Source organism: Clostridium sardiniense (assembly GCF_019753795.1).
GTDB lineage: Bacteria > Bacillota > Clostridia > Clostridiales > Clostridiaceae > Clostridium > Clostridium sardiniense.
In genome coordinates this window covers 114,864-135,475 of record NZ_JAIKTU010000011.1, presented here as the reverse complement: position 1 = coordinate 135,475, position 20,612 = coordinate 114,864, and the positions used below count along the sequence as shown (strand labels likewise).

The window sequence follows — 20,612 nt, the reverse complement described above, 5'->3', positions numbered from 1 at the left end:
ATAAGGTACTATACATTAGTAGATGATTGTATGAAATAATGCAAAGTTAAGTTTGTAATTATTATAAATGATCATCTATTTTTTTATTTGAAAGTAGATATTATATTTGATGGGTACTTTATCCAGTGTAAATAAATAGAAAGATGGAAAAAATAATCTTGCCATAAATATAGAAAGGAGAATAGAGAGATGGGTAAAAAGATTTTTGGAGTATTACAAAGAATCGGTAAGGCTTTGATGTTACCAGTAGCTCTTCTTCCAGCAGCAGGATTATTGTTAGCTTTTGGGAATTTATTTATGAATGAGGCTCTGTTGGTAAATGCACCATATTTAAGAGCTGATTGGATACAATTAGTTGCAAGTGTGATGGAGCAATCAGGAAATATAATATTTGCAAATTTACCATTAATATTTTCTGTTGGTGTTGCTATCGGATTATCTGATGGTGATGGTGTTGCAGGACTTGCAGCTATTGTAGGATTCTTAATTATGAATGTTTCTATGGGAACATTTGTGGGAGTAACAACTGATATGCTGTCAGATCCTATGTATACTACTGTTGTGGGAGTACCAACTCTTCAGACGGGAGTATTTGGTGGAATAATAATGGGACTTATAGCATCGGCTATGTATAATAAATTTTATAGAATTGAATTACCACCATATTTAGGTTTTTTTGCAGGTAAAAGATTTGTACCTATTATTACTGCGGCATTAGGAGTAATAATAGGTGTAATCATGACATTTATATGGCCACCTATACAAGAAGGGTTGTTTTATGTTTCAAAAAGTATGATATATGCTAATCCTACTGTAGCATCATTTATATTTGGAGTTGTCGAAAGAGCACTTATTCCATTTGGACTGCATCATATTTGGTATAATCCTTTCTGGTATCAATTTGGAGAGTATGTAGATAAAGCAGGACAATTGATTATGGGAGATCAGAATATATTCTTTGCACAATTGAAAGATGGAGTACCATTCACAGCAGGAACATTTATGACAGGTAAATTCCCATTTATGATGTTTGGACTTCCAGCAGCAGCACTTGCTATATATCAAGAAGCTAAACCAGAGCATAAGAAGGCAGTAGCTGGTATTATGGGGTCAGCAGCACTTACATCATTTTTAACAGGTATTACTGAACCACTAGAATTCTCATTCCTTTTTGTTGCACCTATATTATTTATTATACATTGCTTAATGGCTGGACTATCATTTATGACCATGCAGCTTTTAAATGTTAAAATAGGTATGACCTTCTCAGGAGGAGTAATTGATTTTATACTATTTGGAGTAATACCGAATAGAACACCGTGGTATTTAGTTATAGTTGTAGGTATAATTTATGCATTTATATACTATTCAGTTTTTAGAGTATTAATTAAAAAGTTTAACTTAAAGACTCCAGGTAGAGAAGATGATAATGAAAGTATAAGTACAACAAATATAGAAGGTGCTTCTCTTGCGACAGAAGTATTAAGGGCCTTAGGTGGGAAAAAAAATATTAGTAATTTAGATGCTTGTATTACAAGACTTAGAGTAATAGTAAATGATATATCAGAAGTAGATAAAGAGGAATTAAAAGCTCTGGGTGCAGCTGGAGTTATGGAAGTTGGAAATAATATTCAAGCAATATTTGGGCCGAAATCTGATATATTAAAAGGTCAAATAAAAGAGATAATGGAAGGTAAAATCCCAACAGAAAAAAAATTAGAAAATCACGATGAGATAAAAGATATAAGGGATAAAAATCTTGAGGATATACCGGAAGATATATTAGCCCCACTTACAGGAAATGTTATAAGAATAGAAGATGTACCTGATAAGGTCTTCGCAGAAAAGATGATGGGTGAAGGATTTGCAATAGAGCCATTAGGAAATATTGTTTCAGCTCCTGTTACTGGAGAAATAACATCACTATTTACGACTAAGCATGCAATAGGAATAACTAGTGATAATGGCTTAGAAATTCTTATTCATGTTGGTATGGATACTGTTTCATTAAATGGAGAAGGCTTTACAGCTTATGTAAAACAAGGAGATAGAGTTAAAATAGGAGATAAACTTCTTTCTGTAGATTTTGATATCATAAGAGAGAAGGTACCATCAATTGTAACACCAGTAGTCTTTACTAACTTAACAGAGAATAATAAAGTGGAGATTAATTATGGAGAAGTTACAGAAGGTAAGGATGTAGTTGCAGTAGTAATTAAAAAATAGTAAAGAAATTTAGAAAAAATAGGATGGATAATAAAACCTAGTCGAATTTAATTTGACTAGGTTTTGTTTATAAAAACTTCACATAATAGGAAAAATAAAGTAAAATATATATTATATAGGAGGGGGAGAAATGGAGCTTGAGAAGGAATTAAGGGATATTATATATATTAATAAGAGATTTTTTATAAGTATAGTTGCTATATCCTTTGTTATATATATATGGTTATATGTATTTCTTATGATTTTTATAGATGATAATGTTCCGGTATTTGATTTTATAATAAAAGCATATTATGTTGTAGTATCTTGTTGCGTATTACTTTTGACCTATTCTAATGCAAATATATCAGAAAGTAAAATCTTTGAGGCGTTATCAGTTTATTTTATTTTTTTTATTATAGTAATGATGAATTTACTTACAGTAGATATTCCACATACTTTTTTTAGATTTAGACCTGGGATTAATGGATTATCTTATAAATATACATTATTTATAGTAGGGGCCTTATCAACAGTATCTGTATATCGGTATATAGCCAATAGACGTGTAAATGTAATATTTAGTATGTTTATAATAGTAAGTAGTGGATATTTAGCATATATTTTGGAATCAAATAGATTATTTTGGGTTTTGTTAATTGTTGTAATTTTAACGTGTATTTTAGTGAATATATATAATATATATAATATATCTAAATATAAGCTATATATAAATAATAAAATAAATTATTTATATTCATATGCTATTTTGGCATCTATAATGAATACGCTAACAGTTATAATGTTTTTTGGTGAAAATATTTTTATAAGATATATAATTAATTTACTTATATTTATATCAGTATCGATACTATTTATCAGTACTATATACAAAATTATAGATACACCATATAAATTGTTATTTAAAGATTTATATGAAAGTAATGAAAAACTTAATTCTATTAATTACGATATTTCATTAAAAAATGATGAATTAGAATTTTCACATAATTTAATTAGAAGAAAGGAAATTATGTTTAAGGAATTCTTTAGAAGTATACCAGTACCTATAATTATATTAAGTGACAGTACACATAGAATAATTTATTGTAATAAATCTTTTTTGAATCTAATTAAAGAAGAAGATATTAAGAATGTTATAAATAAAAAAGTAAATAATTTTATTTCTTTAGATGAAAGGGAGAGGGGAAATGATGAGATAGCATATAATAAAAATATATATAGAGGAAGAATAGAGAAAGCCGGACAGACAAGATATCTAAATATAGAATTTATAGATAAAAATAAAGAGAATGGAGAAATAATATTAGGTATAAGTGACATAACATCTAAAGTTGATATGAGCTCTATGAAAGAAAATTTGGAGAGAAAGTTAACGCAGGAAGGCATAAAAAGAGATTTCCTTTCAAATATAAGTCATGATTTAAAAACTCCTATAAATGTAATATATTCAGCACTTCAGCTTGAATATATTTTTGTGGAAAATAAAGATATACAAGCATTACTTAAGTATAATAATATATCAAAAAAGAATTGTCTTGCCTTAATAAAACTTACAAATAATCTTATAGATAGTAGCAAGATTCAATCAGATTACTTATTTCCGACCTTAGAGATAATAAATATAGTGGAATTTGTTGAAGATACAGTAAATAGTTTGATTTTCTATGCTAATGAAAAAGATATAGAGCTTATTTTTGATACTGATAATGAAGAGACATATTCTTACTTAGATGAGGAATTTATGCAAAGGATTTTATTAAATTTAATATCAAACTCTATAAAGTTTACTAGTAAAAATGGAAAAATTGAAGTAGGGATTTTTGAAAATGGAGATTTGGTGGATTTAGTTATACAGGATAATGGCATAGGAATGGATAAAGAATTTATTGATAAAATTTTTATGAAGTATGCTATGGGAGAGAATAACGATGATGTGTCAGACAAGGGAAGTGGAATAGGATTATTTGTTGTTAAAAAATTAGTAGAATTACAAAAGGGAAATATAGTTATAGAGAGCAGCAAAGGACAAGGAACTAAAATTACTATAACATTTAAAAGGGAGTTTATTTCAAATGAGGATGAAATGTATGAATTCGAAATTATGTAATAATAGATTAACATACTCACTTAATGGTGCAATAGCTATATTATTAATATTATTAATTATATATTATATAACAGGATCATATTCAATGTTTTATAATATGTTAAATGTATCATGTGCATCCTTTGGAATATCTCTTGCAATAATAGCATTAATTAGGAGGAGTTCTAATTACTATAATTACATAGGGATTGGATTCTTATTTATAGGATTAATTGAATTCTCGCAAGTTTTCATAAGTAAGTTTGGAATTCATATCTTAGAAAATATGGGATTGTATGTTACTTTTACAATAAGTGAGATATTGGGAATATTAATATTACCGGTTTCATTTGTATTAATGAAACATAAGATTAATAATAAAAAATCAATTATTATATATTTCGTGATTACTACAATATCTAGCATAGTAGGACTTTTACTATATGATTTAAGAGGGATTGATAAATATTCAGTATTCATAATAGTTCTTATTTTACAATCTATATTAATTATTCTTTCAATAATATTACTAAATAGAATTAGAAAAAAATATAAAGAAATTAAGTATAAATACATATTCCTTTATTTTATATTTATGAATATGTACCATTTGTTACTTAAAATATCTTATATATATGCATATAATTTTGCTTTTGAAGCATATGTAGTAAAATATGTAGCGTATTTTTCTATATACGAAGGTATAACCAGTAATATCTTAAGTCTGATGTATACACAAATGAAGGGGAATTTATTAAAGGCAAAAAAGAAGCAAAGTGAATTAAATTTAAAATTAAATCAAAGAAATGTAATTTTAAATGAATTAAATGCAATAAATATTAAAAGTGAAAAAAGATACTATGATTTAATAGAATCATTTAAAGATGGGATTATAACATTTAATATGGGGAAGATTACTTACGTTAATAATGAGGCTGTAGATATGTTAGGTTTTAGATATAAGGGAGAATTATTAGGAAGAGATTTCGATTACGTATTAGATAATTTAATAGAAAAAGAGAGTATAGATAGTAGCTTAATATTAGAAGGTAGTGATGTTAAATTATTTGGTAATAATCTTGAAAAATTATATAGATTTAATAGTAAAAGTAATAACTTAAAAGAGTTAGAATTATATTTGGTTAAAAATGGAGAAAAAAGAGAGATAGTGTATATAAGAGATATTACAGATAACAATGTATATAATAAGATTAGAGAAAAGTATGAAGATTTTGTAAGACAAGAAGATATAAAAAATGAATTTTATTCTAATATATCTCATGAGCTGAGAACTCCAATAAATGTTATAAATTCAGCCCTTACATTAAATGAAATATATCTTAAAGATAACAGTATTAATAGTGTAAGTAAAAATAATGATATTATAAGACAAAATTGTTTGAGACTTATAAGAACAATAAATAATTTTATTGATGCAAATAAGATTTCGGAAGGATATTTAAAGCCTAATAAAAAAATCTATAATATAGTGGAAGTTGTTGAAGGGGTATCCATTGCAACAAGTAAGTATGCAAAGAAAATTAATAACTCTATAATATTTGATTCAGAAGAGAGCGAAATATATTTACCTGTTGATAGAGATATGATTGAAAGAGTAATACTAAATTTATTATCTAATAGTGTAAAACATGGAGAACGCAATAGAAATATAAAAATTAATATGTATTCTAAGAAGAATTATTTATATATAATAGTTAAAAATTATACAAAAATTATTGATGAAGAAGAGAAAAAATATATCTTTGATCAGTTTACAAAGTTAAATAAATCATTAAATAGGCAAAAAGAAGGTAGTGGTCTTGGATTATTTTTAAGTAAAACAATTATAGAATTACATGATGGAAGCATAGAGTTTGAATCAGAAAAGGCTAAAGGGAATAAGTTTATAATAAAGCTTCCTATTGTAGAGGATATAAGAGGATATGAGGCTGGAGAGAGTATTGAGATAGTAACGTTAGATAAAAAGGTTGATGTTGAGTTCGCAGATATATATATTTAAGAATAATTAACTTATATAAAGTATATTATTAATATTAAAGATGTGCTTTGAGGTGAGTTATGAAAAATATATTTAAGGTAAATGACAAATTTAAGCTTATACCATTGATCATATCAATATTAATTCCAGTAGGTGGAGGCGTATTGGTAGGATATATTACAAAAGATTCTATGGCTTTGTATGAAACTCTTGCAAAACCTAAATTTTCACCACCAGGATGGTTGTTTGGCATTGTATGGCCTATTCTATATATCATTATAGGGTTTGCTCTATACAGAGTATATATGACTCTTAAAGAAGAAAAGAGGAGTTATGGAATTTTAATAGTGTATTTTATTCAGCTTTTGATTAATTTCTTATGGCCTATATTATTCTTTAATTTAAAATTGTATGGATTATCAGCAATTAATATAATCATACTTATAATTTTAATAATAATATGTATAATAAAATTTATAAAGATTGATAAGATATCATCAGTATTATTAATTCCATATTTAATATGGTGCGGTTATGCAGCTTATTTAAATATAGTAATTTGGATGATAAATGAAATGTAAAACATTATATTTGGAAAAATAATAATTTCATAGTATAATTTTAATAGACCTTCTTTTTGAAGGTTTATTTTCTTTAGAAAGGAAATAATTATGGGAAAAGCTTTATTTGTAGCAGAAAAGCCTTCAGTAGCAATGGATTTTGTTAAGTTACTAAAGGTATATGGAAAAAGAAATAATGGATATATAGAGAGTGACAAAGCAGTATTTACTTGGTGTGTAGGACATATGGTTACTATGTCTTATCCAGAGGCCTATGATGAAAAGTTAAAATACTGGAATTTGAAGGACCTTCCATTTTTACCTACAGATTATAAATATGAGGTAATAAATTCAGCTAAAGGTCAATTTAATGTAGTTAGTAAGTTGTTAAATAGAAGTGATATTGACAAAATATATGTATGTACCGACTCGGGAAGAGAAGGGGAATATATATACAGGCTAGTTGATGATTTATCAGGTAATCCAGAAAAAGAAAAACTACGTATATGGATTGATTCTCAAACTGAGGAAGAAATAAAAAGAGGTATTAAGGAAGCAAAGCCTTTAAAAGAGTATGACTCTTTAGCACACTCAGCTTATTTAAGAGCAAAGGAAGATTACATAATAGGAATTAATTTCTCAAGACTGTTAACACTTATATATGGAAGACAGGTATCTAATATATTAAAGAGAGATAAGAATTCAGTAGTAGCTGTTGGAAGAGTTATGAGCTGTGTTTTAGGAATGGTTGTTGATAGAGAGAGAGAAATTAGAAACTTTAAAAAAACATCATTTTATAAAATTGCAGGAAGTTTTAGTAGAGAAGAGAAGAATGAAGATATACAGAGTGAATGGAAAGCATTAGAGAAGTCTAAATATAAGGATTCACCTAAATTATATAATGAAGGTGGATTTAAGAAAAAAGAAGACTGCGAAAATCTTATTAAGGAATTAGAGGTTTTAGAAGAAGGAATAATATCAAATATAAAAAAGACTAAAGAAAATAAAAATGCACCACTTTTATTTAATTTAGCAGAGCTTCAAAATGAATGTTCTAAGAAATTTAAAATAAGTCCTGATGAGACCTTAAAGCACCTTCAAACTCTATATGAAAAGAAGATGGTAACATATCCTAGAACTGATGCTAGAGTATTATCTACAGCAGTTGCAAAGGGAATTAAGAAAACAATATTTAAGTTATCTAAAATAGAGATAGGAGAGGATTTAAAGAATGCTACTAATGCTATATTAGATAATAACTGGGATAAAACTATACTAAAAAGTAAGTATGTCGATGATAATAAAATCACAGATCACTATGCTATAGTTCCAACTGGAGAGGGAAGTTCTATTATAAATTCTTTAAAAGAAATAGAGAGAAAAATGTATTTCTTAATACTTAGAAGATTTATAGCTATATTTTATCCTAAAGCACAGTATAGTAAGCAAGCGATAACTATAACTGTAGGTGATGAATCTTTTTATACAACAAAGAAGGTATGTATTGAAAGAGGATACTTAGATATATTAGAGAGCAAAAAGGAAGATGGAACTGATGAGTTCCCTAAAGATTTAAGAAAAGGTCAAAAGGTTAATATAAATTCTTTAGAAATGAAAGAGGGGGAAACTAGTCCTCCAAAGAGATTTACGACAGGTTCAATAATAATAGCTATGGAAAATGCAGGTAAGCTTATAGAAGATGAAGAACTAAGAGAGCATATAAAAGGTGCAGGTATTGGAACTTCAGCAACTAGAGCTGAGATATTAAAAAAGCTCATGAATATTGATTATGTAAAATCAAATAACAAAACACAAACTCTAACACCAACAGAGCTTGGTGAGATGATTTATGAAGTAATAAATGCATCTATACCATCTCTTTTAAACCCAAAACTTACAGCATCATGGGAAAAAGGATTAAAACTTGTGCATGAAAAGAGTATACAACCTGAGGAATTTATGGTTAAGTTAGAATCATACACAAAAAAATCAACATATACAGTTTTTAAAGATAATAGAATAGGATTACTAAATAGAAAACTTCTAGAAGTTAAGAGCGTATATAGTAATTAAGTAATAAAAAAAGAAACCTAAGAATTTTAGGTTTCTTTTTTACAAATAATAATGCTTAGATAAATACTGAAAATAAATTCTAATGTACAAATAATCTGTATACAAACATTGCAATATTAAAGGCTAGAGGTGCAATAAATACGGTCATCATACCAGCTATACCTATTGAAAGCGAACTCATAGCGCCTTCAGTTTCTCCAAGTTCTAATGCTTTTGTAGTTCCAACAGCATGTGATGCTGTTCCTAGAGAAATACCAATTGCAATTCTATTTGTTATTCTACATATTCTACATATTGTAGGTCCAATTATTGCACCAATTATTCCAGATAAAATAATTGCAAGCACAGTAACTGGAACTATACCGTTAAATTCTTTACTTATAGCAATACCTATTGGAGTTGTTACAGACTTAGGCATTAATGATACTATCATTGATATATTAAGACCTAATGAATGGGATAAAAGTATAATTGAAAAAATTCCAATTAATGTTCCAAAAAAAATTCCAATAAAAATAGCTATTGCATTTTTCTTTAGTAATTCTATTTGTTTATAAAGTGGAACTGCTAGAACTACTGTTGCAGGTCCAAGGAACATATTTATAAATTGTGCTCCTTCATTATAAGTATCAAAATTTACGTGGAATGCAGTTAAAACTGCAATTACAATAACTATTGCTATAAGTAAGGGATTAAATAGCGGTATATTTGTTTTTTTATAGATAAATAATCCAATCTCAAATGCAATAAGAGAAAGAACTATGCTAAAAAATATATTGCTAGTTATTACACTCATCTTCTTCAGTTCCTTTCTTTTTTTTATTTAACAGGTTAACAATAAATTGTACAATTAAACCAGTTGAGGCAATAATAACTGCCGTAGTAATTACACACACTACTAGTATCTGAATAAAGTTTGCTTTTATAACTCCAAGTGAATTCATTAAGCTAACTCCTGCTGGTAAGAAGAAGAAAGCTAAATGATCTAAAAAGAAATTTGTTAAGGTTTCAACTTGGCTAACTTTTATTATTTTAGTACAAAGGCATATTAAAAGTAATAGTAAACCAATAATATTTCCTGGAATAGGAATATGAGTTAAGGCAACTATTACTTCTCCTATCAAATATATTCCGAATATAATAAGTGCTTCTCTGAATAATTTCAAGTCAATCTCTCCTTAGTATCTTTAGTACCTTATAAATGTATCACTTTAGAAGAATTAAGTAAACCAATGGTAAGTCCAAAAAAATAGAGGAACTGTAAATTTGAAGTATCTGCAAATCCTCTATTTTTCTCAATGAAATTGTTATCAAAGAAATTTTTTTAACATATTGTTAATTATTTTTTGATATATTTATCTTCTACTATAGCTACGATTTTATACATTATAAAAGCAATAATGGAAAGTATTACAATACTCATCATTACCATGTTAAGTTGAGAAATCTGTCCACCATAAACTATTAAGAAACCAAGACCTTCTCTAGCTACTAAGAATTCACCCATTATTACACCAACCCAAGATAAGCCTACATTTATTTTAAGTGCTGATATTAATACTGGTATAGTGTATGGGAAGATTAGATATCTTAATATTTGGAATTTAGAAGCTTGGAATGTCTTCATGAGTAATAGTTTTTCACTATCTACTTCAGTGAAACCAGTAAGCACGCTTATAATTGTTGTTACAAGTGATATAAGAAGTGCAATAACAATTATAGCCATTGTACCATTTCCAACCCAGAATATAATTATTGGAGCAAGTGCAACTTTTGGAAGTGCATTTAAGACAACTAAATATGGATCTAATACTTTAGAGGTAAAAGGACACCACCATAAAATAATTGCAATAATAGTTCCAATTACAGTACCAAGAAGGAATCCGAGAATTGTTTCGTAACATGTAACTGCAATGTGTCTCCATATAGTTCCATCTGCGATGAAAGTTAAAAGGGAATCAAATATTCTGCTAGGAGAAGAGGTTAAGAATGGATCTATCCATTTAAAATCAGCTGCAACCTCCCATAGACACAGGAAGAAAACTAATATGAAAATTCTAAAAAATGCTACTTTAAATTTATCTCTTTTTAAATTTTTTATATAAAGTTCATGGTCTTTACTTATCACCATCATCAAGCTCCTTCCATAGCAAATTAAAATAATCTTTAAATTCACTTTCTTTTCTCCTATTAAAAGGAGTTAAAGGATCATTTCTGAAAGAAATAGATATTTCCTTTTTTATGATAGCGGGTCTTTTAGTCAGAACAATAACTCGATTTGAAGTTGATATAGCTTCACTTATATCATGTGTTACCATAATAGCAGTTTTATCTTCGAGTTTTATTATTTCATGAATTTCATCACAAACATTAAGTCTAGTTTGGTAGTCTAATGCTGAAAAAGGTTCATCCAAGAATAAAACTCTAGGATTTAAAGCAAGAGTTCTAATTAGAGCAACTCTTTGACGCATACCACCAGATAATTCACTAGGTTTATGATCTTTAAATTTACTTAAATCATAATTTTCTAATAAATTTTCCACTCTTTTTATATTTTCATCAGTTAGTAATCCTTTAATTTTTAGACCTAGAGTTACATTATTCCAAACTGTGGTCCAATCAAAGAGATGATCCTTTTGAAACATGTATCCTATTTTATCTAGATTGGCCTTTATAGGTTCATTGTTATATGTGACAGTACCACTCGATTGTGGTAAAAGTCCACTCATAATGTTTAAAAGAGTAGATTTTCCACAGCCAGAAGGACCAAGAATACTTAAGAAATCTTTATCATCTACAGAAAAAGTAATATCTTTTATAGCTTCAGTTTCTCCTTTAAGAGAGTGATATTTCATTGTTATATTATTAATATTTAATAGAGCCAAAATAATTTCACCACCTTTAATTTAAGAAATATGTAAAATATTATATATTATTTATGTAATAAGAGAGTTGTTCCATATAAAGAACAACCCCTTAAAATTAAAAGTTATTTTTCAGAAGTGATTTTTTCTGCAAATTCATTATTAACTATATCAGCAAAAGGTGGTCTTGCTGGTATTAAAGAAGAGTCATAATCAGTTATTATATCCATAAGATGATTTAAGCCATCTTCACTTAAAGTTGGATTATCTGCAATAGCATCAATTTTTTTATAGTTATCGATAACTGAAATAATGATATCTTTATCAGTTCCAGGGAAGAAGGATAATATTGAATCAGCTACTTCGCTAGATGTATGATCTTTAAACCATAATTGTCCTTTATATATAGCTCGTGTAAACTTCTCTATTACATCTTTATTATCATTCATATAAGATTTTGTTGAAAAGAAACAAGTGTAAGGCATTTCACCAGAAGATTCTCCTATAGAAGCAACTATACTTCCACTACCTTCTTTTTCAAGCATTGAAGCTGTAGGTTCAAATAATGATACGTAATCAGCAGTACCAGCTTTAAAAGCGCCAGCAGTTGCAGTAAAGTCTAAGTTTGTTACCATGTTAACATCTTTCTTTGGAACGATATTATTTTTATTTAAAACATATTCTAGAGCCATTTCAGGAACTCCACCAGGTCGTCCACCTATTATGTCTTTACCTTTTAAAGATGACCACTTAAAGTTTTCATCTTTTTCTCTTCCAACTAAGAAAGAGCCATCCCTTTTAGTAAGTTGCGTGAATAATACAGGGTAATCATCTCGGCCTTGATTATAAATATAGATAACTTGTTCAGGTCCACAAAAACCTATATCTGCATTATTAGATAATACATTTTGCATAACCTTATCTGCACCTTGACCTGTAGATAGATCTATATTTATACCTTCTTCCTCAAAGAATCCTTCGTTTATTGCAACATACATTGGTGCATAGAAGACAGAACGAACAACTTCATTAAGTCTTATAGTTTTTAGACTAGAAGTATCAGTTTCTTTTTTACATCCAACAAAGCAGATACATACAGAAAAAATTATAGTAAGTAAAATAGCTAATTTAGATTTTCTTTTCATAAAATATCCCTTCTAACAAAATAATTAATTATGATTTATAGTATGACAAAAAGTGATATATTGTTAAATTAATAAAGATTTAAAATCTATACAAATCAATTTTAAAAATCTAAAGTTTTATATATTTTTTTGAATATAGAAACTTAAATTCATTATGGTAAATTAAATTCAAAGGTTATATAAAACCTATTGTTAATTAATTCCTTTAATTTTAAAAAAGTACTTGATAATATAAAGTAGTATCTTATATAATAAATATAAGTACTTAATAATATAAAGTAATTTATAAAAGAGAGGAGGATAAGTATGGAGTTTGGGAAGGAAGTTTTAAAAGGATATATTGATTCAATTGTTTTATCAGTATTATATAAGGAGGATATGTATGGATATTTGATTTTAAAGAAGATAAAAGAAATATCCAAAAATGAATTTGAAATAAAAGAAGCTACACTTTATGTATCACTAAAGAGGCTTGAAACCCGTGGATATCTTAAAGGATATTGGAATGATAATTCAGGAACTAGTGGGGGACGGAGAAGGTATTATTCGATAACAGATGAAGGGAAAGAAATATTTAATAAGAATTCTAATGAATGGAATGTTTTAAAAGAGATTATAAATAATTTTATGAGAGGTAAATAAGTATGGGAAGAATTGAGGAATATATTGAGAGAATATATAGTAGGGTTAATAAAAATAATGAGGAAACAGAAATTTTAAAAGAGGAAATGAAATTTCATTTATATGATAAAGTTTCTGATCTGATGGAAGATGGCTACACAGAAGAAGAGAGTATAAATATTGCTATAGAAAAATTTGGAGATGAGAATAGTATTTCAAATGATGTAAAGTCACTTATAACTAATCAAACTAGATATACTAATATTTTGTTTAAAGTAAGTATAATAGTATTCGTTGTGGGGTGCCTTTTTAAATTAGGCGGGGTTATCTCAGAAAATAGATTTATGGATTTATGGGATGAAAATAGAGCAAGAGTTTCTGGTGATATACTAAACAAAATTGCAGATACTTTAGAGGGGAAAGAAGAAATTACAGGAAAAGAGAAAGATGCTTTTGATCATATACTAAATGAGTATAATGATAGATATGAAAATGGACTTTATAATATTAAAGTATTAAAAGATAGTATACCTATGTATGAATACAATAGAGAAGTGTCTCCTGAATTAATAAAAAACGGATCAGAAAGTATAAGTGGTAGAGGAAATAACGGATGGACGATTAGTAGTAAGCAAACAGACTTAGACAGTTATAGAGGTAGTAAAATCACAGATGAGAGATATGATATTAAAAATATTACAAATTCACTACATTTCAATTTGAATAATATAGGATTTTTATTAATAACTTTATCATGGATTCTTATAGTTATGTATTATACGCAAAAAGCTATACTTGATAATAATTTAAATAAATACAAGATATTAGTACTCTCATTAGAAACTATAATTATTTTTGCATCATTTGTATCTGATAAAGATATAGTAGTTCCAGTTACGGCATTCTTTTTAATATTAAATTATACCTATCTTAGGATTTTAAATAAAATGAATAGAAAAAAAGTAATATTTTCATAACATGAAAATTAATGAAAGATTTTATTATTATATATAACATAATAGGATAAAGCAATAGAAAAAGAATTGTTAAAATATATTAAAAAGGCAATATTATTTAATACTGCCTTTTTTCAAAATATATAAATTCTTCATCTTTAAGAATACTTTAGTACATAAAATAGTGACTCCAATTATAAGTAACTCAGATAATATTAGCCCAAATAAATTATTATATCTTGTAAATCCTAAAGTTATCAATATATAACTTATACCTCCATGAAGAAGATATAGAACCAATGAATTTCTTCCAAGTGATGAAAAGATTGTTTTAAAGTTTGGTATAAAGATTAATATAGATGCACCTAGTACAAAGGAACCTATATAGTGGAATAATCGTATACAAAATGGAAAAGCTAAATTATCATAATAACTAGAGTATGGTGCTGACTCAAATAAAAGCTCTATTTTTATATCATGTGATAATATGTAAAGTATAATGAGCACTAGCAATGATCCGACTAATAGTTTTATCATATGCTTCTTTAAAACATCTATATATTCTTTTTTAAAAATCATTCCAGTTATAAAGAAAGGGAAGAAAAATAATGTTCTTGACATGTTTGCAAGAAGTCCTATAGTATTATCAAATCCAAGCATAAGAGATACAATTATTGACCCAATAATCCACTTTTTCTTATCAGTAACATAGTCAGATAATATATACCAACAAGTTAGTGATAATAGATACCAAAGAGTCCATTGAGAATACATGAGTTCAAATTTATATGAACTATTTCCTAGTAAATATTTATAGAATATTATATATAATAACTGAGCGAAAAAATACAATTTAAAAGTTGATTTAGCTTTTTGAACTGTGGTTCTTTTACTAAGCTTAGAAAAATATCCAGATACAAATGTAAATATAGGCATATGAAACATATATAAAAATAATATAAAATAATGTGTATCTATATTTTGCGGACTAGCAAGTTCAAGAGAATTACCTATTATAACAAATAAAATAAGTAAACCTTTTAATGTATCAAAATAGAAATCCCTATTTCTTTGTTGTGTTTCCATGATAAACCTCCAGTTGATAATTGTTCTATTTAGAAATATAGCATAATTAGATATTTAATACAATTGGTATTGATTGAATCTTTATCAATATTTAAAGTTAGTAATAAAGAATTATTTTTGATATAATAACCATTATAAATAAAGAGAGGGGATAGGATAAGGTGATAAAAGCAGTTTTATTTGATTTGGATGGAACTTTATTAAATACTAACGAATTAATATATAAATCTTTTAAGCATACATTTAAAGAGGGGTTAGGACTTACACCTTCAAAAAGTGAAATAACAGCACATTACGGACAGCCATTACCATATACTTTTAAAATGTATACTGAAAATGAAGATAAAATTCAAAGTTTAATAAATAGATATAGAAAATATAATGAAGAATTTCATGATAATATGTGTTTTCCTTTTAAAGGCGTAGATACACTTTTAGAAGAACTTAAAAATAGAGGGATAAAAATGGGAGTAGTTACTTCTAAAAGAGGTGAGATGGCAAGAAGAGGAATGGAAATAGCTAATATAACAAAATATATGGATATAATAGTTACTCCAGAATGTACAGAAAAACATAAGCCAAGTGGAGAACCTGCAATATATGCGTGTAATCATTTAGGAGTAAAGCCTGAGGAAACAATAATGGTAGGAGATAGCCATTTTGATCTATTATGTGGCATAGAAGCTGGATGTAAAACTTGTGGAGTTAGATATACAGAATTAGATATAAAGAGATTAGAGGAATTAAAGCCAGATTATTTTATAGATTCTCCAGAAGAAATATTAGAATTATTATAAATTAGAAAGAGGAATTAAAGTTTTGAACATACAGATATTTGGAAGCAAAAAATGCTTTGATACAAAAAAGGCAGAAAGATATTTTAAGGAAAGAAAAATAAAATATTCACTTATTGATATGAAGGAAAAAGGAATAAGTAAGGGTGAATTAAATAATGTAAGCAGAGCAATACCTGTAAATGAATTAATTAATGAAAAAGGTAATGGATATAAGGCTTCAAATTTAGATAAAATAAGAAGTAGCGAAATGAAACTTGAAGTTTTATTAAAGAATCAAAGTTTAATAAAAACACCTATAGTTAGAAATGGAAAGTTAGCAACTATAGGATATAAACCAGAAGTCTGGAATGAATGGGAGTAATAGAACATATGAAAAAAAGAGATTTTAAAGGAAGTGTAGTTTTAAATCCAGTTCCAGTAGTTTTAATTACATCAAGAAATAAAGAAGGAAAAGAAAATGTATTTACTGTAGGTTGGACTGGAACAGTATGCACAAGGCCCCCTATGTTATCTATATCAGTAAGACCAGAGCGGTTATCTTATGATTATATAAAAGAATCAATGGAATTTGTAGTTAATATTCCTCATGCGGGAATGACAAAAGAAGTAGATTTTTGTGGAGTTAGAAGTGGTAAAAAATTAGATAAGATAAAAGAAATGAATTTTACTATGAAAGAATGTGACAATATAAATGCATCTTATATTGAAGAGTGTCCAATAAATATTGAATGTAGAGTAAAGCAAATAGTTCCCCTTGGTAGTCATGATATGTTCATTGCAGATGTTTTAAGTTCTCATATAAATGAGGAACTTATAGATGAAAATGGAAAGATACATTTTGAAAAAGGTGATTTAATAGCTTATTGCCATGGCGAATATTATAAATTACCTAGAACTTCAATTGGATGCTTTGGATATTCAATTATGAAGAAAAAAGAATCAAGGGCAATTAAGGAAAACAATAGTAGTAAAGATTTAAAAGAAGGCAAGAAAACTGATGTTTTAGATAAAAAAACAAAATATAAGAGTAAATCAAAAGATAAAAATAATAACATAGAAAATAAAAAGTTTAGAGGGAAATATTCTAAAAATAATAAAAAGTCTATAAGTAAAAAAAGTAAAAAGAGAAAATAAAAAGAGAGGAATTAGAGTCCTCTCTTTTATTAATACTTAAGTTATAAATTAATATCTTTTATAACTTCCGTAACTTCTTCTGTAACGGCTCTTGCGGTAACGTCTTTTGTTAATGAATCTTATAATAAATATTATTATAAGGATTATTATAACAATAGCTAAAATTATACCTAAGTAAGCAAATACGTTTGCTTTAAATAATTGACCAATTGATACTCCGATGTTTCCAGTTAAAGCTGCATGATATTCTTTAACAGAAAGATTAAGATTAACATCATTATTTGCAGCTACAGACCATGCATCTTTATTTTCAGGATTAAATGTTATTTCAGCATTTTTATCATTAAATGTATTTTTATAAAGCATAGCATCTTCTGATAGTGTTACAGGTACTTCGATTGTCTTTGTAGGACCAAAAAATTTAAACATTTTATAGTCTAAAGTTACATTCTTTATAGAATCACCAGCTTTTTCAAATACTGCTGGTTTTGCAGCGTAGCTATAATCCATTATTTTATCCATGTCAGCATATCTAGTTGAGTCATCAGCACTAACAGCTGAATTTAATACAACACCAATAATATCTCTGCCATTTCTGTTGAAAATAGTAGCTAAGCATTCACCAGCTTGATTAGTTGTACCAGTTTTACCAGCGATATTACCATTTTTACCTAAAGTCTTATTTCTATTTTCTAATTTGACAGTTTTACCACCAATAGTAATAGTAGCTTCTTTAGTTTCCATTACTTCTTTAACCCATGGGTTAGCAAAAGCTGCTTTAGTAAGTATTGCTAAGTCATAAGCTGTAGTATAATGATTTGGGTTATGTAATCCATTTGGTGTTACAAAGTGACTATCTTTCATTCCAAGTTCTTGAGCTTTTTTATTCATAAGCTTTGCAAAGTTTTCTGCATTTCCAGCTACCTTATCAGCTATCATATAAGCTGCATCATTTCCTGAGAACATTAATAAGCCTTTCATTACATCATCAGCAGTCATTGTGTCGCCAACTTTCATAGTAACTCCTGGCCAGTTTGAATGTAATGAATACTGAGGTTGAGCTTTTGCAGACTCAGTAAATTTAATTGTGTCATATTTTTGTGCGTTTTCTGCAAAGATTAATGCAGTTAATAATTTGGTGATACTTGCAGGATATGCCTTTGCATCTGCATTTTTTGAATAAATAACTTCACCAGTTTTTAAATCCATAGTAATTGCATACTTTGCAGTTATACTTGGATCAGATGGTGTTTGTGTATCTGCATATGATTTTATCATTCCTAAAGGAGCTAATAAGTACATAGCAAAAACAAGCACCATTGTTTTTAATAGTATACCTTTCTTAGTTAAACTCATTTCTCCACCTCGTTCTTTTTTTTTGCTATAAAGGACATGCATACAAAAAAGTATAACATTTTACGCAGTTAATAACAATAAACATTACCCAGAAATAGGTACCAAAAATATTACAATATAATTAAATAAAAATTAAGATAGTAGGCAAACTATTAATATGGGGGTGATCTTATAAAAATATTAAAAAAATTAAACTTAATATTAGCAATTATCTTAATTATTACTTTAAATTCAGCTTATATTCAAGGAAACTGTAATAATTCTAAAAAAAAGGTTGTTTATTTAACTTTTGATGATGGACCATCTATTACAAACACAAATAATATTATTGATATCTTAAATAAAAATGGAGTAAAAGGTACTTTTTTTGTAGTTGGAAACAAGGCGATGGAGAATAAAAATATACTTAAAAAAGCTAGAAATTTAGGAATGTCTATATATCCACATTGTAATGTTCATGATTATGAAAAGATATATAGTAGTACAGATGAATATTTTAAAGATTTAAATTTATGTGAAAATAAAATAAATAATGTACTTAATGAAAAATTAGATTTTAAATTTGTAAGGCTTCCTGGAGGTTCTACTAATAGGGTTGGAAAACAAAGTGTATTAAGTGGAATAAAAAAGGAACTAAAATCTAGGAATGTTATGTATATTGATTGGAATATTGATTCAGGAGATGCGACAGCTGCCAATGTATCCAGTGAGTGCATAAGAAAAAATATTAAAAATAATGCAGGAGCATATAGAGTAGAAGTTGTATTAATGCATGATGCAGAAGGAAAGAAGAGTACAGTAACCACTTTAGAAAATATTATAAATGAATATAAGCTTATGAATTATGAATTTAAGACTTTAGATAATATCTCAAATGATGAAATTCAATATCTAAAAGACGTTAAAGTAATAAACAATAATTAGTTAAAAGAAAGAATCCTATAGATAATTTATCTATAGGATTCTTTCTTTACTTATCTTTCTTTTCAAATCTTTTTATTATATTAGCTTTAGCTTTAATTTCTAAATCATCATTTAAAGGTTCTAAAGTAACATTTCCATATTTATGATTTAAAGCAAGCTCAAGTAATTTATCTGCAAGTTCAGGGTTTTTTGAAAGTAGTGATCCATGGAAGTAAGTACAAAATGTATTTTTATATACACAACCTTCATTTCCATCTTCACCATTATTACCATATCCTTGAATGCATCTACCAAGAGGTTTTAAATTATTTATATATGTTCTACCTGAATGATTTTCAAAGCCAACATAAGTGTGAGAAAATTCATCATTTTGTATGATTGTATCTCCAATAAAACGAGTATCTCCACCTTCAGTATATATATCAAGTATTTTTAATCCTTCAAGTTTTTCTCCATTTGGAGCTCTATAGTAATTACCAAGAAGTTGATATCCACCACATATAGCTAGTAAAACTTTAGAATCTTCTACATATTTAGTTAAATCCTCTTTTTTATTTTTCATTAAATCTTCTGAAACTATTGATTGCTCATAGTCTTGGCCACCACCAAAGAAGACTATATCATAATTATCTCCATCGAATTTATCATTTACAGATATATCAATAACATTAATTTTTATACCACGAGCCTCAGCTCTTGACTTAAGTATTAATATATTTCCTACATCACCATAAACATTTAGTAGGTCAGGATAAAGATGACAAATATTTAATTCCATAATA

At 27.3% G+C, this 20,612-nt stretch carries 18 protein-coding genes and 1 pseudogene; 11 read left to right on the top strand and 8 right to left on the bottom strand.

All coding sequences use genetic code 11. The features are described from left to right. Positions 1 to 189: 189 nt before the first annotated feature. From ptsG to K5V21_RS14065, 5 genes are all read left to right on the top strand, one after another. Entirely contained in the window at positions 190 to 2,226 is a 2,037-nt protein-coding gene (gene ptsG / locus K5V21_RS14085) for a glucose-specific PTS transporter subunit IIBC (protein WP_221861810.1), read from the top strand. A gap of 130 nt (positions 2,227 to 2,356) precedes the next feature. Continuing rightward, the gene (locus K5V21_RS14080; protein WP_221861809.1) at positions 2,357 to 4,336 is read left to right on the top strand and encodes a PAS domain-containing sensor histidine kinase; all 1,980 of its coding nucleotides are present in this window, start codon (positions 2,357 to 2,359) and stop codon (positions 4,334 to 4,336) included. Further along, positions 4,317 to 6,335: a sensor histidine kinase gene (locus tag K5V21_RS14075; protein WP_221861808.1), complete on the top strand. Its 2,019-nt coding sequence runs from the start codon at positions 4,317 to 4,319 to the stop codon at positions 6,333 to 6,335. Before K5V21_RS14080 ends, K5V21_RS14075 begins: the two co-directional genes overlap by 20 nt. 59 nt (positions 6,336 to 6,394) lie before the next feature. After that, positions 6,395 to 6,895 (top strand): TspO/MBR family protein, encoded by a 501-nt coding sequence (locus tag K5V21_RS14070; protein ID WP_221861807.1) that lies wholly within the window; start codon positions 6,395 to 6,397, stop codon positions 6,893 to 6,895. Positions 6,896 to 6,985: 90 nt separating this feature from the next. Next, the gene (locus K5V21_RS14065; RefSeq protein WP_221861806.1) at positions 6,986 to 8,947 is read left to right on the top strand and encodes a DNA topoisomerase; all 1,962 of its coding nucleotides are present in this window, start codon (positions 6,986 to 6,988) and stop codon (positions 8,945 to 8,947) included. A gap of 79 nt (positions 8,948 to 9,026) precedes the next feature. On the opposite strand, the gene K5V21_RS14060 is transcribed toward K5V21_RS14065, so the two are convergent. The 5 genes from K5V21_RS14060 to K5V21_RS14040 form a co-directional block, all read right to left on the bottom strand. Further along, a complete protein-coding gene (locus tag K5V21_RS14060) occupies positions 9,027 to 9,743 on the bottom strand; it encodes an LrgB family protein (RefSeq protein WP_204595153.1) in 717 nt (238 codons plus the stop codon). Beyond that, positions 9,727 to 10,113 (bottom strand): CidA/LrgA family protein, encoded by a 387-nt coding sequence (locus K5V21_RS14055; RefSeq protein WP_204595154.1) that lies wholly within the window; start codon positions 10,111 to 10,113, stop codon positions 9,727 to 9,729. The genes K5V21_RS14060 and K5V21_RS14055 overlap by 17 nt, the downstream gene beginning before the upstream one ends. A 173-nt stretch (positions 10,114 to 10,286) precedes the next feature. Next, a complete protein-coding gene (locus K5V21_RS14050; RefSeq protein WP_221861830.1) occupies positions 10,287 to 11,072 on the bottom strand; it encodes an ABC transporter permease in 786 nt (261 codons plus the stop codon). Then, a complete protein-coding gene (locus tag K5V21_RS14045; RefSeq protein ID WP_221861805.1) occupies positions 11,065 to 11,832 on the bottom strand; it encodes an ABC transporter ATP-binding protein in 768 nt (255 codons plus the stop codon). The genes K5V21_RS14050 and K5V21_RS14045 overlap by 8 nt, the downstream gene beginning before the upstream one ends. Before the next feature lie 104 nt (positions 11,833 to 11,936). Next, entirely contained in the window at positions 11,937 to 12,956 is a 1,020-nt protein-coding gene (locus K5V21_RS14040) for an ABC transporter substrate-binding protein (protein ID WP_221861804.1), read from the bottom strand. A 306-nt stretch (positions 12,957 to 13,262) separates the two neighbouring features. Here K5V21_RS14040 and K5V21_RS14035 point away from each other — a divergent pair, with 306 nt between their 5' ends. Then, a complete protein-coding gene (locus K5V21_RS14035) occupies positions 13,263 to 13,598 on the top strand; it encodes a PadR family transcriptional regulator (protein ID WP_204595157.1) in 336 nt (111 codons plus the stop codon). Between the two features lie 2 nt (positions 13,599 to 13,600). Continuing rightward, the gene (locus K5V21_RS14030) at positions 13,601 to 14,554 is read left to right on the top strand and encodes a permease prefix domain 1-containing protein (protein WP_221861803.1); all 954 of its coding nucleotides are present in this window, start codon (positions 13,601 to 13,603) and stop codon (positions 14,552 to 14,554) included. 93 nt (positions 14,555 to 14,647) lie between these two features. Here the strand turns inward: K5V21_RS14030 and K5V21_RS14025 are convergent, their stop codons facing one another. Then, positions 14,648 to 15,619 (bottom strand): acyltransferase family protein, encoded by a 972-nt coding sequence (locus K5V21_RS14025; protein WP_221861802.1) that lies wholly within the window; start codon positions 15,617 to 15,619, stop codon positions 14,648 to 14,650. A 161-nt stretch (positions 15,620 to 15,780) separates the two neighbouring features. Here K5V21_RS14025 and ppaX point away from each other — a divergent pair, with 161 nt between their 5' ends. The 3 genes and pseudogenes from ppaX to K5V21_RS14010 all read left to right on the top strand — a co-directional run. Next, the gene (gene ppaX, locus K5V21_RS14020; protein ID WP_221861801.1) at positions 15,781 to 16,416 is read left to right on the top strand and encodes a pyrophosphatase PpaX; all 636 of its coding nucleotides are present in this window, start codon (positions 15,781 to 15,783) and stop codon (positions 16,414 to 16,416) included. A gap of 22 nt (positions 16,417 to 16,438) precedes the next feature. Continuing rightward, a complete protein-coding gene (locus tag K5V21_RS14015) occupies positions 16,439 to 16,777 on the top strand; it encodes an arsenate reductase family protein (protein WP_221861800.1) in 339 nt (112 codons plus the stop codon). Positions 16,778 to 16,785: 8 nt separating this feature from the next. Beyond that, positions 16,786 to 17,379: pseudogene (locus K5V21_RS14010) on the top strand (flavin reductase family protein); the annotation flags it as partial. Between the two features lie 219 nt (positions 17,380 to 17,598). On the opposite strand, the gene K5V21_RS14005 reads toward K5V21_RS14010, so the two are convergent. Then, positions 17,599 to 18,906 carry a D-alanyl-D-alanine carboxypeptidase family protein gene (locus K5V21_RS14005; RefSeq protein WP_221861798.1) on the bottom strand — a complete coding sequence of 436 codons (1,308 nt, stop codon included), beginning with the start codon at positions 18,904 to 18,906 and terminating at the stop codon, positions 17,599 to 17,601. Positions 18,907 to 19,077: 171 nt separating this feature from the next. On the opposite strand from K5V21_RS14005, the gene K5V21_RS14000 reads away from it, so the two are divergent. Further along, positions 19,078 to 19,830: a polysaccharide deacetylase family protein gene (locus K5V21_RS14000; protein ID WP_307495302.1), complete on the top strand. Its 753-nt coding sequence runs from the start codon at positions 19,078 to 19,080 to the stop codon at positions 19,828 to 19,830. Positions 19,831 to 19,876: 46 nt separating this feature from the next. Here the strand turns inward: K5V21_RS14000 and K5V21_RS13995 are convergent, their stop codons facing one another. Beyond that, positions 19,877 to 20,608, bottom strand: a complete 732-nt coding sequence (locus tag K5V21_RS13995; RefSeq protein WP_221861797.1) for a type 1 glutamine amidotransferase — start codon at positions 20,606 to 20,608, stop codon at positions 19,877 to 19,879. Positions 20,609 to 20,612: the final 4 nt, after the last annotated feature.

Excerpts from the sequence above, each read along its gene's own strand:
- ptsG (WP_221861810.1), top strand. The coding sequence starts at position 190 with ATGGGTAAAAAGATTTTTGGAGTATTACAAAGAATCGGTAAGGCTTTG.
- K5V21_RS14080 (WP_221861809.1), top strand. The coding sequence starts at position 2,357 with ATGGAGCTTGAGAAGGAATTAAGGGATATTATATATATTAATAAGAGA.
- K5V21_RS14075 (WP_221861808.1), top strand. The coding sequence starts at position 4,317 with ATGAATTCGAAATTATGTAATAATAGATTAACATACTCACTTAATGGT.
- K5V21_RS14070 (WP_221861807.1), top strand. The coding sequence starts at position 6,395 with ATGAAAAATATATTTAAGGTAAATGACAAATTTAAGCTTATACCATTG.
- K5V21_RS14065 (WP_221861806.1), top strand. The coding sequence starts at position 6,986 with ATGGGAAAAGCTTTATTTGTAGCAGAAAAGCCTTCAGTAGCAATGGAT.
- K5V21_RS14060 (WP_204595153.1), bottom strand. The coding sequence starts at position 9,743 with ATGAGTGTAATAACTAGCAATATATTTTTTAGCATAGTTCTTTCTCTT.
- K5V21_RS14040 (WP_221861804.1), bottom strand. The coding sequence starts at position 12,956 with ATGAAAAGAAAATCTAAATTAGCTATTTTACTTACTATAATTTTTTCT.
- K5V21_RS14035 (WP_204595157.1), top strand. The coding sequence starts at position 13,263 with ATGGAGTTTGGGAAGGAAGTTTTAAAAGGATATATTGATTCAATTGTT.
- K5V21_RS14030 (WP_221861803.1), top strand. The coding sequence starts at position 13,601 with ATGGGAAGAATTGAGGAATATATTGAGAGAATATATAGTAGGGTTAAT.
- K5V21_RS14025 (WP_221861802.1), bottom strand. The coding sequence starts at position 15,619 with ATGGAAACACAACAAAGAAATAGGGATTTCTATTTTGATACATTAAAA.
- K5V21_RS14005 (WP_221861798.1), bottom strand. The coding sequence starts at position 18,906 with ATGAGTTTAACTAAGAAAGGTATACTATTAAAAACAATGGTGCTTGTT.
- K5V21_RS13995 (WP_221861797.1), bottom strand. The coding sequence starts at position 20,608 with ATGGAATTAAATATTTGTCATCTTTATCCTGACCTACTAAATGTTTAT.